The sequence below is a fragment of the Desulfobotulus alkaliphilus genome, assembly GCF_007830435.1.
Lineage (GTDB): Bacteria > Desulfobacterota > Desulfobacteria > Desulfobacterales > ASO4-4 > Desulfobotulus > Desulfobotulus alkaliphilus.
Window position 1 is genome coordinate 1 of the sequence record NZ_VLLC01000050.1, and the last position, 15,783, is coordinate 15,783.

The window sequence follows — 15,783 nt, forward strand, 5'->3', positions numbered from 1 at the left end:
GTATTCAGGCTTGTAGACAGGGTCGCCTGTCTCACGATTAATTTTTCCGATAAGACATCTTTTATTTCTGGGTTTTCCTTCACTATTACGATAGGAAGTTGATTCATATAGATAAGTATTGTTTCCAACTTTTTGCTTCACAATACAAGCCATATCGCCCCCTTTGTAGTAAGATGTTATTATACCTTCAAGGGGGCAAAACTAGCAGTTTTTTAAAATTTTTGAAAATTATTTTTAGCCAAAAACAACAAATAAAAACTTTAATCTCAAAGCCATACATCCAATTTTAGCACTTTGTATAACGTTTGTAGGTGTATAATTTATCGGGAATTTAGGTTTTAAGTTTTTCAAAGGCATGTTCAAGGTCTGGCATCTGTTCTTTTACCGCATCCAGATTTCCGGATTCAGCGTTTTTTTCCATTTCACCCGCCAGGGAAGAAAAGGTTGCTGCATGGATGTTGGCGGTTTTCCCCTTGAGGGTATGGGTCAGGAGATGCACATTGGCAAGGTCATTGGTTTCCAGTGCCGTTTTCAGATCTTCCATACGCTGGGGAAGGCTGTCCATGCAGATGGATAACACCTTATGAACGATTGCCCGGTCGTTCATGAAGCGTTTCAAAAAAGCCCCGTAATCAAAAATCAAAGGGTCTGTATCCCTGAGAGTTGCAATATCATCCGGTGTTTTCTGGGGATGATGGAGGCTGGCCTTGCTTCTGTTTTCATCCTCGGTGAAGGGTGTTTTTTCTGTATGATTATTTAAGGGCAGCCATTTTTTCAGTATCCGGGCTAAATCCCTAAGCTCTACGGGTTTTGAGATGAAATCATCCATGCCTGCTTCAAGGCAGCGTTCCCTGTCCTGCTGCATGGCTGCTGCGGTCATGGCAATGATGGGAACCCTTTGCAGAGAGTCTGTTTCTGCCCTGTTTTCCTTTGAATCCTTAAGCAGGATCAGATTGTCGGCCTCAAGGCCACGGATTTTTTTAGTGGCCTCAAGGCCATCCATTTCCGGCATCATGAGATCCATGAGAATAAGGTCATAGGCATTGCTTTCAAAGGCTCTGATGACCTTATATCCTGTATCAGCAATATCTGCATCAAGGCCGAGTTTCTGCAGAAGACCAAGGGCCACTTCCTGATTGGTGGTATTGTCTTCCGCAAGGAGAATACGGCCTGAAAACTGAGGCAGGTCTGATTGTGAAGGGTCTTCCCCTGTTTTTAGCGCAGATCCGAAGAAAAGCTTGTTTCCACCTGTCATAACAAATGGAAGCACATGAAAAAGATCCGACTGGCGCAGGGGCTTGCTGATGCAGGCTGAAAAACCCGCCTTTTCTTCCTGTATGCTGCATGGCTGGTCAAGGGGGCTGAGAAGTATAAGGAAAAGCTCCTTAAAACGGGTATCCTCTTTTATTTTCCTTCCAAGGTCCATGCCATTCATTTCCGGCATATCCCTGTCAATGAGGGCAAGGGAAAAAGGTTTTTTACCGTCATGGAATGTGTTCAGCAAAGCAAGTGCTTCTTTTGCATTCGCTGCCGTTTCAGGTTGAAAGCCCATGGTTTTCAAATGATTTGAAATAAAGTTCCTGCTGCTGGCATTGTCGTCCACCACAAGGATATGAAGTCCTTTAAGGGTTTCAGAAATCTCTGGTCTTCTTTCATTGTTATCTGAGTCGAGACCAAACCGGGCTGTGAACCAGAAGGTTGAGCCTTCACCCTCAACACTTTCCACCCCTGTTTCGCCATCCATCATGGCGGCAAGCTGCCTGCTTATGGCAAGCCCAAGGCCCGTACCGCCAAATTTTCTGCTGATGGATGCATCGATCTGACTGAAGGCACTATAGAGCAGATTTTTTTTATCTTCCGGAATACCAATGCCCGTATCCCTGATCTGAAAGCGGAGCTGTACTTCTCCTTTCCCCATGCTTTCCACAGAAACATGAACCAGAACTTCTCCCTTTTCTGTAAATTTCAGGGCATTGCCCGTGAGGTTGATCAGTATTTGCCGCAGCCTGCCGGGATCACCAAGGATGTGAAGGGGAACATCCGGCTCAAGGAAGGTAATGAATTCAAGTTCTTTCTGGCTGGCTTTAAGACCCATGCTGTCCACTAAATCATCCATGAGCTCCTGAAGATCAAAGCTTATGATTTCCAATGTTAGTTTGCCAGCTTCGATTTTGGAAAAATCCAGTATATCGTTGATAATATCCAGCAGTGCTTTGCCGCTCGTTTGTATGCTTTTGGCATAACGATGCTGTAGTTTATCCAGTGGGGTGGTGAGGAGCAGATCAGCCATACCGATGACACCATTCATGGGGGTGCGGATTTCATGGCTCATGTTAGCAAGGAACTCGCTTTTTGCATTGTTTGCCATCTCCGCCTGTTTTGCCAGATCCTTTGCCCTTGCAGATGCCTTTTCCAGTTCATCCTCAGCGTAACGACGAAGAATATGATTTTTTATCCTTGCTTTGACAACACCTGGAACAAAGGGTTTTGAAATATAATCCACAGCTCCGAGTTTCAGCCCTTTTTCTTCATCGGAGCCGGTGTTTTTTGCAGTTACAAAAATAACAGGTATTTTTCGGGTTTTTTCATTTGCCTGAAGTTTTCGGCATACCTCGTAACCATCCATGTCCGGCATCTGAATATCGAGAAGAATCAGAGAGGGCGATTCAGGGCTGTGCGCCAGCTCCAACGCTTTGATGCCATCTGTGGCAACAAGTATCCGGTAATCGTTCCTGAGCAGTACTGCCAGAGCCTGTATATTCAAAGGCTGATCATCTACAATCAGTATCTTTGGTTTCTCTGTGTTTTCGGTAAGGTTTGTAAGCAGGTCACTGTTTTCCATGAAAAGCCCCCCATATATTGTTTATTCAGAACCCAGAGCCTTAAGAAGGTCTGTAAGGGCATTTTCAAGATCTGGCACAAGAGAAAGGGCCGCTTCCATATTTCCTGATAATATCATTTCTTCCATATGTGATGCCGTATCCATGAGGATTTCTGCGCCCACATAAGCGCATGAGCCTTTCAGGGTGTGGGCTTCATATCGGGCATTTTCTGCATTGTCGGACTCCAGGGCAGATTTCAGCCTGCTGACATATGCATGGGCCTGGGTAATAAAGGTTTCTTTAATACTTTCACAAAGCTCTTTGTCACCGGAAAGCATGATTTCAAGGGTTTCAGGGTTCCAGACGAGACGGACAGAAGAAGATTCTGTAAAGGATGATCTGCATTCCTTTGAATCAACAGATGGCCTTTCAGGGGTCTGACAGGGCCGGGAATGGATGTCTGGCTGATGGCCTGCTGTCTCAAAGGAGATATAGGGACTTTTGCAGTCTTTGTCTTTACCGTCTTTGTCATCTGTTCCAAGCCATTTGTTTAAAACCGCTGCAAGTTCTTCGGCCATCAGCGGCTTGGCAAGATAATCGTTCATGCCTGCTTCAAGGCATTTTTCCCTGTCTCCCTTCATGGCATTGGCTGTCAGGGCTATGATGGGTACTGGTTTTATGGAAAAATGTTTTTCTGTTTTTCTTATGATTTTTGTGGCAGTGAGACCGTCCATTTCAGGCATCTGCATATCCATGAGTATGAGGTCATAGGGAATCATTTTCATGGATTCAAGGGCTTCAAGGCCATTGGCAGCCATGTCTGCCCTCAAGCCCATTTTTGAAAGCATACCCCTTGCCACCTGCTGGTTGGTGATATTGTCTTCCACAAGGAGAATGGTGGTTTTCTTTTCAGAAAAATCCGGTACGCAACGGTATTGTACTTCCTTGGCCGTATGCCTTGTTATGAGAGAAGCCGGTTCATTTTCCTCCATCACCAATGAGAGGCAGGTGTAAAGCTCGCCGTATTGAACGGGTTTTGCCAGATAGGCAGAAAAACCAATGTCTTTCATTTTTACGCCGTCACCGCGCATACTGGCGGAGGTCATCATGACAAGACGGATTTCCTTCAGTCTTGGATCGGATTTGATGGCCTGCCCCAGAACAGCGCCGCTCATTCCGGGCATCTGCATGTCCAGTATGGCCAAGGGATATATCTGGCCTTTTTCAAGGCCCTGATAGAGAAATGACAATGCTTCTGGACCGTCTGCCGCCTCATCAACTATCATATTCATTGATTCCAGACGGATACGCAGCACTTCTCTGTTGGTGGCATTGTCATCCACAATCAGAACCCGCAGACCGTCAAGATCTGCAGGCAGGATGCTTTTACAGCTTTTTTCTTCTGCTGTCTGGAGTCTGGCGGTGAAGGAAAAGCAGGAACCTTTGCCTTCCTCACTTTTTACTCCCACATCTCCCTGCATGAGCTGTATCAGTTTTTTAGAGATGGCAAGGCCAAGGCCTGTACCGCCAAACTGACGGGATATGGAAGCATCCACCTGACTGAACTGTTTGAAAAGACGGCTGAGTTTTTCTTCGGCGATGCCTATGCCGGTATCCTGCACATTAAAGCGGAGCCGGACCCCGGAAGAGTCCTCCTTTTCAAGGCTGACATGGATCAGCACTTCGCCCGCATGGGTAAACTTGATGGCATTGCCCACAAGGTTGGTCAGAATCTGACGAAGACGGCCAGGATCTCCAATGAGTCGGTCGGGAACGGTATCTTCAACGAAAATGATCAGCTCCAGATTTTTTTCATCCGCTTTAAAGGCAAACATGCCAGCAAAATTATCCAGCATGGGCCGCAGGTTGAACTCCAGGATTTCAAGTTCCAGATGGCCTGCTTCAATTTTGGAGAAATCAAGAATATCGTTGATCAAAGAAAGCAGGGCAGAGGCACTTGCGTAGAGGGTTTCTGTGTATCTGCGCTGCTGTGCGCTGAGTTCCGTATCCAGCAGGAGGCCTGCCATGCCCATGACACCGTTCATGGGGGTTCGGATTTCATGGCTCATGTTGGCAAGAAACTCGCTTTTTGCATTGTTTGCCATCTCTGCACGTACTGCAAGATCCCGTGACAGGGCCGTGGCTTTTTCCAGTTCTTCATTGCTTTTTTTAAGCTTTGCTTCGGCACGTTTTTGATCTGTGATGTCCAGTATGAAACCATCCAGATAGAGAATGCTGCCATCATTGTCCCTCACAGCCCTGCCTTTTTCATGAACCCAGCAGATCTCACCGTTTTGTCTGCATATCCTGTATTCAATATTCCAGAATTCATCCAAGGCGGCGGCCTTTTTTATGCTCTGGCTCACATGGGCTGTGTCTTCCGGGTGGATGACGCTTTCATAAGTTCGGGCGGCATTGTTTATGAAATCAGAATCAGGATAGCCCGTTAGCTGTTCGACCATATGGCTCATGTAAATCATGGTCCAGTTTATATCCATCTGGCAGCGATAGGTAATACCGGGAATATTGAAAACAAGGGACTGAAACTGATCTCTGTTCTTTTTTATTTCCGCTTCCGCCTGTTTCCATCGGATCTGATTGTCAACCCTTGCTCTGACAACACCGGGAACAAAGGGTTTGGAAATATAATCAACGGCTCCAAGGGCAAGACCTTCTTCTTCATCTGAGCCGGAATCTTTGGCTGTCACAAAGATGACGGGTATTTTGCGGGTTATTTCATCTCCCTGAAGCCTTCGGCATACCTCGTAACCATCCATATCCGGCATTTGAATATCGAGAAGAATCAGTTGGGGCGGGCTGGGGCTTTGTGCAATTTCAAGGGCCTTGATGCCCCCTGTGGCCACAAGTATCTGGTAGTCGTCTTTCAAGAGCCTTGCCAGAGACTGGATATTCACAGGCTGGTCATCCACAATCAGAATTTTTGATTTTTCAGGAGGATTTTCAATATCAATCATTAAAATTCCTTTGAATAAGGAAGAATCAATTCTTCAATCAGTCTTGCGGCCTGATCCATATCAAAAACCTCTATAAATCCAAGGATTTTATCTGCTGTTTCCTGGCCGTGCATTTGTTTTATAAAACCAAGGGCCGTATCCAGAAGGGCATCATCTGCAAGTTCGCTTTGTTGAAGGGTAGCAAGAAGAAGCTCAAGGGCCTTAAGTCCTTCCTCTTCATTGACGGGCAGGGGGGCTTTTTCTTCCGCATCCTGCCCGAAGGATAAAAGACTTCTTATTTCATATTCGGCAGATACAAGGGCTTTTTCAAGGGAATGCATAAGAGGCTCAGGAGGAAGCTTGCCTTGCCTGCATGTTTTATCCATGGCATCTGCAATCTTTGCAATTTCTTCAGCCCCCACCGTTGCGGCCGTTCCCTTCAGAGCATGGGCCATATGCTGGATTTCTTCCGGGTTAAGGTTTGTTATTTTTTTGGTGTTGGGGATAAATACTTCTTCAAGCTGCCTTGCAAAGGATCTAAGCATTTTCAGATAAAAGGCCCTGTCCCCAAGGGATGCGGACATGGCCCTTTTACGGTTAAAGCCATTAAGTTCAGGAAAGTGGTTCACATCGTTTACTGGTTTTTCTTCATTGATCCAGCCCTTAGGTTCAAGAAGCCCTGCAAGGGTGCGGTACAGCTCCGCCTCATCAATGGGCTTTGCCAGATGACCGCTGGTGCCTGCTTCTCTGGACTTCATGCGGTCATTTTCCATTACTGCCGCAGAAAGGGCGATGATGGGCAGGGCCCTGGCATCAGGGCCTTCCATTTCCCGGATTTTCCGGGTGGCTTCAAAGCCGTCCATAACAGGCATCTGAAGATCCATGAGAATCAGATCCGGTTTTTCATGTTCTGTCATTTCAATGGCTTTAAGGCCATTTTCTGCGTGTATGACCGATGCACCCGTTTTTTCAATAAAACGGGTTGCCACTTCCTGATTCAGGGCGTTGTCTTCCACCAGGAGAATTCTGTACCCGCTGAGGGAGGGAATATTTTGCCCCTTTTTTTGTGTGATGACAGGAAGTTTTTCGTTTCCGAGGGCCTCGGCCATGGCGTCAAAGAGGTCGGAGGCCGTTACGGGCTTGGAAAGAAAGGCTTTGAAAAGGGGCTTTTCAGGAGGAAGTTCTTCTCTATTGTATGCGCTGATTACAAAGACCGGTGATTCGGGGCCTTTCAGAATACCCTCTGTGTAGAGTTCATGCAGTTTTTTTATGGCTCCCAGCCCGTCCAGCTCTCCGGGCATTTTCCAGTCCATGAGGATGAAATCAAAGGGCTGTTCACTTTTATCCGCAGTTATAACCGCCTCAAGGGCTTCCATGCCGCTGCCTGCCTCATGGACGCTGGCATTCCAGCTTTCAAGGATTTTTCTCAGAACGGCTCTGGCGGGTTTCTGGTCATCCACCACCAGAAAACGCATTTTTTCCCTTAAATTTTCCGGTTTGTCTGCAATGCCTCTTTCAGAAGAAGCCTCTTCAAGGCTCAGGTAAAAAAAGAAGGTACTCCCTTTGCCCGGTGCCGAATGGAACGAAAGCTCTCCTCCCATGGCTTCCACCAGTTTTTTTGATATCACAAGGCCAAGCCCTGTGCCGCCAAACTGTCTTGTGGTGGATGTGTCTGCCTGGGAGAAGGGCTGAAAGAGTTTTTTCATCTGGTCTTTATCCATGCCTATGCCGCTGTCTTCCACGCTGAACAGAAATCCTTTTGTGCTTTGGGCAGTATGGATATGCTCCCTCTTCTCCTCTGCAGAGCAGAAATTCTGGCCGATGCTCAGGGCAACAAAGCCCTTTGGAGTAAATTTGATGGCATTGCTTAAAAGGTTATTAAGAACCTGCATCAGCCGTAAGGAGTCGCCCCTTACTATTCTTGGAATTTCCGGGCAGACGGAAAGAACAAGCTCAAGTCCCTTTTCTTCGGCAGCATCTTTAAAGAGGGTTTTTATTTCTTCGGTGATGTCCTTGAGGGTAAAGGGCTGGTAATCAAGCTCCAGTTTACCTGCATCTATTTTTGAATAATCGAGAATATCGTTAATGATTCCCAGAAGGAGGCGGGATGAACGGTTTATTTTTTCAAGCCAGTTATGCTGCTGGGTATTTAAAGGGGTATCCGCCATAAGACGGCTCAGGCCGATCACGGCATTGAGGGGAGTGCGGATTTCATGGCTCATGTTAGCCAAAAATTCCCCCTTGGCGGCATTGCCAGCTTCGGCCTCTTCCTTGGCAATCTTCAGGGCTTCTTCGGCCCGTTTACGGCCCGTTATGTCTATATTGGTGCCTGTCCAGCGTATGGGCCTGCCAGATGAGTCCTTTTCAATTTCTCCCCGTGTCAGAATCCATTGCCATTTGCCTTCTTTATTCAGGAGACGATGCTCAACCTCATAGCTTTCTGATTTTCCATCAAGGTAATCTTTGATGGCTTTTTCAATATTTGAAGCATCATCCGGGTGCCACAATTGTCTCCACCCGGAAAAGGCGTTAGATATTTCATGGTCATCATAGCCCAGCATCTTTTTCCACTGGGGGGAAAAGTACACCGTGTTCTTTATCATATCCCAGTCCCAGAGACCTGCTCCGGTTCCGGAAATTGCCCGGTTAAAGCGTTCTTCACTTGTTTTAAGTTCTTCTTCTGCCTGTCTCTGTCTGGCTACATCAAGCTGAACACCAAAGTGGCCGGTTATTCTACCCTCATCATCGTATAAACAGATATAATCTCCATCTACAATCATTGGAGTACCGTCAAGTTTTTGCTCCTTTGTTTCCACATGCCAGCGGCCTTTTTCAAAAAGACCTTTCCAGATTTCCCTGCCATGCTCAATATCATGGGCAAAAAGATCCTGTGGCGTCAGTCCGATAAAATCCTCTTCTTTTGCCCCATACTGATCAAGCATTGCCTGATTCACCTTGGTCATTTTTTGGCTGCTCATAGTATAATCAAGCAGTTTTTCCTTTTCCTGTTCATCTGCACCCTTCCAGTCAAGGGGTTCATCCAGCATCATAAAGAAAAAACCGGAGAAGGACTGGGAAAAAAACATATCCAGATTTTTCTGGCTTTTTGACAGCTCGGCTTCTGCTTCTTTTTTTTCACTAATGTCCCACCAGGTTCCTATGATTTCAATACTTTCATCTGTTTTTTTAAGTATTTTCTGAGTATCATGCAGCCAGCGATATGCTCCTTGACTGTTTTTAAACCGGTATTGAACTGTCAGCTCATTACCCTCCAGTTTTTCCTTAAGGTATGCCATGTCTTCAGGATGAACGCATTCTGCCCAGAAATCTATGTTATCCATAAAGACTTCAGGCTCAAAACCAAGAATATTTCTCAAATTTTCATTGATATAGGTGATTTGGATATTTCCATCCGGGATAATTGTATATGTGTAAATCACAGCAGGAGTGTTGGATACAAGTGTATTAAGATATCTTTCCCTTTCAAAAAGTTCTTTTTCCGCCTTTTTTTTATCTGTTATGTCCACAAAAAATACGGCAAAATGATCCTTTTCTGGAGAAAAGGCAAAGGTATCGAAATGGCGGCCGATGCCCTTTGAATAGTTTTCATAGGATATGGGTTGGCCTGTAAGACAGACCTGACCGAAGGTTTCTATCCAGTAGGCTTCCGTTTCCGGCATGACTTCTTTAACGGTGCGGCCTGTGATCATTTCCCTGCTTGCCCCTGTCAGTTTTTCAAACATGGGGTTGATTTCAATGAAACGATAATCCACAGGTCTGCCGTCCTTGTCGTAGATCATTTCATGGAGGGCAAAGGCCGCATTCATGTTTTCAAACAGGAGGCGGTATTTCAGCTCGCTTCTTCTCAGGGCACTTTCTGCGGTCTTCAGTTCACTGATGTCAAAGGAAATGCCAAGGGTAGAGGCAATGATGCCATTGATGTCATACACAGGCTGGACACTGAAGAGTGCAGGAAAGAGGCTGCCGTCTTTTCTTACAAGTTCGGTTTCGATGGTAAAGCCTTCTCCCTGCACTAATCTGGCCACATATTTTTTTAAAACTAAAGATTCTGCCTCTGTGTGCAGAATACCAACATGGCGGCCTACCATTTCTTCTCTGGTATAACCGAATATTTCTTCTGCACCGGAGCTGAATTCCTCAACAATGGAGTCAAGTCCGGTCTTGATCAGGCTGACGGTTCTGGCGGATTTAAAAATGGACTCAAGCGCCCAGGTTCTTTCTTTAAGTCTTTCACTGGTTTTTTTTCTTTGCAGAATACTGAAAAAAAGCCCGGTACTCAAAACAAGAAGCAGAAAAATGACACCAAAAAGCCACAGCTTAAAAACCCTTGTGCTGGCAGCCATTTTTGCTTCCATTTTTTTGCGGTCGCTGATGTCCCGCAGTGCCGTTACCCGTATCTGCCTGCCTCCCACCTCTATCATGCGGCCCTGAATTTCAGCGTAGAACTCTGTGCCATCCTTTCTCAGAGCCCGTACCTCATAGGCCCCCCCATAGCCGGACATCATTTTTTCCATAACCATGGGGCGGTCTATGGGGGTTATCCAGTCTGTTCCCGGCCTTCCCCTTGCTTCATCCAGGGTGTAGCCAAACATGGTTTCAGCACTTTGATTCTGCTCAATGCATATGCCTTTTTCCGAAAGAAAGATGGCTTCAAAGGAGGCCATGGAAAGGGCCTTCAGTCTTTGATCATTACTAAGTGTTTTTTCTTCTGCCTGCACAGGTGTGGATATGGTAAAAAGCAGCAGGATAAGCCCCCCTGCCATGGCAAGCCATGGGGAAAGGGTGGGTTTTGGGGAGATCTTTTTGGGTTTCAGCCTGTTTTTTTTCGGTTTCATCGCCATACCTGAAATTCCTTTATGGTTTTTGGAGGCTTTCCCTAACTCCTGCTTCCTATGTCCCAAGCAGTTTCTCAAGATCTTCAGCCGCTGCCGTCAGATCAAAAATGTCCACAAAATCCCTGATTTTATCAGCTTTGTTAGCCCCATATTTTTTGCTTATAAAATCAAGGGCAGTATCAAGAAGAGCATCTTCCACAAAGGCATTTTTACGGAGCATGTCAAGAAGGTCTTTTGCCGCTTTAAACCCTTCGTTTTCATCAACAGGGTTTTGTATGGTCTGCTCCGGTACTTTTTCTGCGGATAAGAAAATGCTGATCTCAGAATATGCCGATTCAAGGGCTCTTTCAAGGGAGAGAACAATAGTTTCAGATGGCATCTTTTCATCTTTGCAGATGGCATCTATGGATGCTGCAATCTCTGACACCTGAACAGCCCCTACCGTTGCGGCCGTTCCCTTGAGGGTGTGGGCAATATGCTGTATCTCGTTTGCATTGAGATAATTTATATTCTTTACTTTGGGGATAAAATCATCTCCAAGCTGCCTTGCAAAGGATTTCAGAATTTTCACATAAAAGGTTCTGTCTCCAAGGGATGCGGCCATGGCGCTTTTCAGGTTAAAGCCTTTGATTTCAGGGAAATGCTCCATGGATTCGTTGTTAATAATTTTTCTGACCCAGCAACAGGGTTCAAGGAACTTGGATATGGTGCGATAAAGTTCAGATTCATCTATGGGTTTTTCCAAATGACCGCTGGTGCCTGCTTCTCTTGCCTTTATGCGGTCATTTTCCATTACCGCCGCAGAAAGGGCGATGATGGGCAGGGCTTTGGCATCAGGGCCTTCCATTTCCCGGATTCTCCTTGTCGCTTCAAAGCCGTCCATAACAGGCATCTGAAGATCCATGAGAATCAGATCCGGCTTTTCACGTTCTGTGATTTCAATGGCTTTAAGTCCATTTTCCGCAAGAATGACCCTTGCACCCGTTTTTTCAATAAAACGGGTTGCCACTTCCTGATTCAGGGGATTGTCTTCCACAAGAAGAATGCGGTAGCCGCTTAATGAAGGAACTTCGGAGCTTTCATGTTTTCTGAATGGTTGCTTGGCAGTTACGGGCAGATTCAGATTAAAGGAAAAGGAGCTGCCTCTGCCGGGGAAGGATGCCAGTGCAAGTTCTCCTCCCATGGCCTCCACCAGCCTTTTGGTGATGACAAGTCCAAGGCCTGTGCCGCCATATTTACGGGTGGTGGATGTGTCTGCCTGGGAAAATGGCTGAAAGAGCTTTGCCACCTGATCCTGATCCATGCCAATACCGCTGTCTTCTACGCAGAAGACAAGATATGCCAGTGGTGTTTCTGGTTTTTCAGATCCAGAGCTGTTTTCTATTTCCGGCACGGATTCATATTCTGATTTTAGGATGAGGGAAATAAAGCCTTTTTCCGTAAATTTGATGGCATTGCTGACAAGGTTGCTCAATACCTGCATCAGTCTTAGGGAATCACCCATCAGGGTTTTGGGCATGTTCTCTGGTATGGTCAGGGTAAAAGTAAGGTTTTTTTCCGCTGCTGATTCCATGAAAAGATCCTGAACCTCTTCCAGCAACTCATCAAGGGCAAAGGGATGGGGATCCAGCTCAAGCTTTCCGGCTTCAATTTTGGAATAATCGAGAATATCATTGATAATCCCCAGAAGAAGGCGGGAAGACCGGTTGATTTTTGCAATCCAGTCTTTTTGCTGGTCATTGAGGGGTGTGTCAGAAAGCAGGCGGCTCAGGCCCATCACCGCATTCATGGGGGTTCGGATTTCATGGCTCATGTTGGCAAGGAATTCACTCTTGGCAATGCTTGCCATCTGCGCTTCCATGGCCATGGCCTGCGCCCTTGCAATAGCCTCTTCAAGGGCTGAATTGACCTGCTCCAGTTCTTTTTTGGATTCAATCAGCTCAAATTCCCTTTGCTTCAGTGCCGTGATGTCCGTATGGGAGCCAGCCATTCTGAAGGCAATACCATTTTCATCCCTTATGGCTTCTCCTCTGGCCAGAATCCAGACATCCCCATCACTTTTATGTTTCATGCGGAATTCAATGGTGTAATTTTCAATCTTTCCGTTCAGGTATTCATTGGCGTAGGCCATGACCCTGTCTTTGTCTTCCCTGTGAATCAGGGAGGCAAAGGCCTCAAAGCTGTTTTCAATTTCCTTGTCTTTGTAGCCAAGCTGCTCCTTCCACCTTGGAGAAAGATAGAGGCTGTTTTTTTGAAGATCCCAGTCCCAGATGCCATCATTGGAACCCTTGACCGCAAGCTGGAACTGTTCCCGGCTCTGCTCCAGTTCTTTTCTGGAAATGGTGCTGTGTTCCAGGGCCTCAAGGGTATTGTTAAAGGCTATGACCATCTGCTGTAACTCCTTTGGACCGGAAGCCCCAAGTCTGTGGGTCAGATCCTTATGCTCCACAATTCCTCGGATGCCATCGCTTAAAATTTTTACCTCCCTGACAGCCATACGGGTACTGTTAAAAATGGCAAGAATCAGCAGGATGATTCCGGAAACAGCAATGCCAACCATATAAAAACCGATGGACTGAAGGGCTGCCGTGGCCATTTTTTTATCCTGCCCCACGGCAAGGTATATATCCTGAATATCCAGAATTTTTCTTGTACGGACAAGATGATAGGGGTCCATTGCGGGTGTTTTTTCTCCGAATGCATTTTTGAAACCTGCATTGGCCATGAGGGCCTGTTCTTCATTTCTGCTGAAAAGGGCAAGGGGGGTCGGGGTGTTGTCCAGCTCAAGAAGGGCTGCGAAGTCTTCAGGGTGAAATAATGACAGTTCCTTCATGGAAGCCATGGATCAGAACAGGGCTTGCAATCATGAGGATATTTTTGTCGAAATAAATGGGAAGCCCAGATTTTTTAAGGTGTTCTGCGGCTTTGATGCAGGAAGCACAGAAGTTTTTCTGCTCATTGGAAACAATCACCTGCCCTGCAAAATCCAGCAGGGCAATGTGGGATGAAACGGAACCTGTGAAATTCAAAGACTGGAAAAAAAGGGGCAGATAGCGTTCCCTTTCCAGGGTATCAATGAGTCCGTTGATGATCAGATCGTTTCCCGCAAGGGAAGAGGCAATTTTTTTAATATCCTTTATTTTTTCCTCTATCCTCTGCTGTTCCCGGTCTGCCTCATATTCCAGCCTTTCCTGGGCGTTGGCAAGGATGAAAGATCGGGTGACGGCGATAATGATGCAGCCCATTAAAAAAAGAACGATAAGGGAAGGTGGAATCATGCGGTACAGAATATACGACAGAAAATCAGGGTTTTCTTTGGCTGGTGCTTGAAAGCCTGATGTGTTGTCGTCTCCCTTTCCATCCGGGAGGTGGCTGAGGCTCTCGAAGCTCTGGCTGGGTTCGGGGGGCAGTTTCCGGATATCTTCATGTCCTCCATGGAGCTGACCGGAAGTATGATTCATTGGCATCTCTCACTTTGCATTTTTGCCGGTGTGATCTGGCATGGCACAATGTTGCCTTTTTTATTGAAGCAGGCGGTTATGAAACTGTCCGGGTTCAGCGCATCGTGGCGCAGGGGGGTAAAGGGAGGGCTGTAAGTGCCCATGATACCTTCATGGGACAAAATAGTTTCAAGGCTGTCGCGAACGGCTTTTCTTTCTGAAGTGCCTGCGGCTTCTGCTGCCTTTGCAAGGAGATGTACCAGATCATAGGCATGGGCAAGACCGGGGGATGCAGGAATATCTTCGGGCATTGTGGTTGTTGGATATTCCTTCTTATAAAGGGCAAAAAGGTGGTCTGCCCTTTTAGGCACCGGAGCTGCGCTGAAAGAGAAGGTCTGTAAAACATATAAAGAGATGTCATGGAGAAGTTCTCCTGCCTGATTTGCAAAGTCACCCCCTGTAATTCCCCAGTGGGAAACGATGGGCAGCCTTTTTTCACAGGGCAGGGCAGCCATGGATTTTACAAGGGCAAGCCCTTCCGGCGCATTGGCAACAAGCATGATGACATCGGCTCCGGCATCCTTTAAGGAGAGGATCTGTGCTGTCATGTCCTGGGCTCCCCAGTGAAACCACCGGACTCCGGCCATCTGCATTGTTTTTTCTTCCATGGCTGTACGCATGGCCTGTTCATTGGACCGGCCCCATCCAGTTTGCTCCAGCAGAAGCCCCGGTTTTTTGTATCCTGCCTCCTGCACTTTGCCGATGAGAAAGTCCCCGGCATCCGCATCCCGGACCGAAACCCGGAATACAAAATTAGGATCATAGTCGTTGTCAACAATGCTTGTTCCTGCGGCCCAAGGTATGAGAAAAATAATGCCATGTTCATGGATAAAAGGAAGTTCGGCCAGAGCTACCGGTGTATGCAGTCCGCCCATCACAGCGAGAAGATTCGGCATGGCAGCAAATTCCTTCATATTGGCAAGGCCCCTTGCGGGATTTCCCCGGTGGTCCCTTACTTCCAAATGGAGCTGTTTTCCCAGAAGTCCGCCTCTGGCATTGATTTCATTGACTGCCAGCAGTGTGCCCCTGTAAATGGACTGGCCTGCCTTTGCAGATCCACCGCTCATGTCCGCATCAATGCCAATAATCAGAGGGGAAGCGTTTCCGGAAACCGTAAAAACAAAAAAGAGAAAAAGGCCTGCAAGGGCTGCACTCCACTTTTTCATTCTGTTTCCTTTCTGAAAAATGTGATTGCAAAACACCGTAAGGGAGAGGCGGGCTTGGAGGGCTGTTTTTCTTCCCTCTCCCTCCGGGCGGTGGCTGAGGTTCTCTGAACCAGAAGGCTCGGGGCTTCGCCCGGCACACAGGCCAAAAAATGGACTTGTCCAATGGTAACTATTCAGCACAGTTTATTCCGAATTGCCAATGCTGTAATTACAACAGTTTTATATTGTTGCAAGGCTCCGTGGCTATTTGCAAGTGACATTGCAATCGTTTCGGATCAGAGCTTTGCAGGCCTGTGCGAAAGAAGCGGCAAACTGTCTGAGCCGCCACAAGGCAGCGTACCAAGGCCTGCTATGGTAATCAAAAAGCTTATCCTGCCTGTGGCGGGGAGTTTTTGCCGCTTCCGTACAGGGCAAGAAGCTCCCGAATAAGATTGCGTCACGGGCAAATAGCCTGGGGCCTGTGCATCTGTCTTGCAGGTATGGTC

Annotated in this window: 6 protein-coding genes and 1 pseudogene; all 7 read right to left on the reverse strand. The window is 46.8% G+C overall.

Annotated features, from left to right (window positions below; all coding sequences use genetic code 11):
• Window positions 1-331 precede the first annotated feature (331 nt).
• A complete protein-coding gene (locus tag LZ24_RS16070; protein WP_144686739.1) occupies window positions 332-2,842 on the reverse strand; it encodes a response regulator in 2,511 nt (836 codons plus the stop codon).
• A 21-nt stretch (window positions 2,843-2,863) separates the two neighbouring features.
• Window positions 2,864-5,797, reverse strand: a complete 2,934-nt coding sequence (locus tag LZ24_RS16075) for a response regulator (protein ID WP_144686740.1) — start codon at window positions 5,795-5,797, stop codon at window positions 2,864-2,866.
• Window positions 5,797-10,638, reverse strand: a complete 4,842-nt coding sequence (locus LZ24_RS16080) for a PAS domain S-box protein (RefSeq protein ID WP_144686741.1) — start codon at window positions 10,636-10,638, stop codon at window positions 5,797-5,799. The genes LZ24_RS16075 and LZ24_RS16080 overlap by 1 nt, the downstream gene beginning before the upstream one ends.
• 49 nt (window positions 10,639-10,687) lie before the next feature.
• Window positions 10,688-12,493: a response regulator gene (locus LZ24_RS16085; protein WP_407923309.1), complete on the reverse strand. Its 1,806-nt coding sequence runs from the start codon at window positions 12,491-12,493 to the stop codon at window positions 10,688-10,690.
• A gap of 90 nt (window positions 12,494-12,583) precedes the next feature.
• A pseudogene (locus LZ24_RS18110) lies at window positions 12,584-13,474 on the reverse strand (PAS domain-containing protein); the annotation flags it as partial.
• On the reverse strand, window positions 13,437-14,099 hold the full coding sequence (locus tag LZ24_RS16090; protein WP_222427682.1) for a hypothetical protein: 663 nt from the start codon (window positions 14,097-14,099) through the stop codon (window positions 13,437-13,439). The pseudogene LZ24_RS18110 and the gene LZ24_RS16090, both read right to left, overlap by 38 nt.
• Window positions 14,090-15,298, reverse strand: a complete 1,209-nt coding sequence (locus LZ24_RS16095) for an ABC transporter substrate-binding protein (RefSeq protein ID WP_144686744.1) — start codon at window positions 15,296-15,298, stop codon at window positions 14,090-14,092. The genes LZ24_RS16090 and LZ24_RS16095 overlap by 10 nt, the downstream gene beginning before the upstream one ends.
• Between the last annotated feature and the right edge of the window lie 485 nt (window positions 15,299-15,783).

Coding starts and splice junctions, on each gene's coding strand:
- LZ24_RS16070 (WP_144686739.1), bottom strand. CDS start 2,842: ATGGAAAACAGTGACCTGCTTACAAACCTTACCGAAAACACAGAGAAA.
- LZ24_RS16075 (WP_144686740.1), bottom strand. CDS start 5,797: ATGATTGATATTGAAAATCCTCCTGAAAAATCAAAAATTCTGATTGTG.
- LZ24_RS16080 (WP_144686741.1), bottom strand. CDS start 10,638: ATGGCGATGAAACCGAAAAAAAACAGGCTGAAACCCAAAAAGATCTCC.
- LZ24_RS16085 (WP_407923309.1), bottom strand. CDS start 12,493: ATGGAAGCGCAGATGGCAAGCATTGCCAAGAGTGAATTCCTTGCCAAC.
- LZ24_RS16090 (WP_222427682.1), bottom strand. CDS start 14,099: ATGCCAATGAATCATACTTCCGGTCAGCTCCATGGAGGACATGAAGAT.
- LZ24_RS16095 (WP_144686744.1), bottom strand. CDS start 15,298: ATGAAAAAGTGGAGTGCAGCCCTTGCAGGCCTTTTTCTCTTTTTTGTT.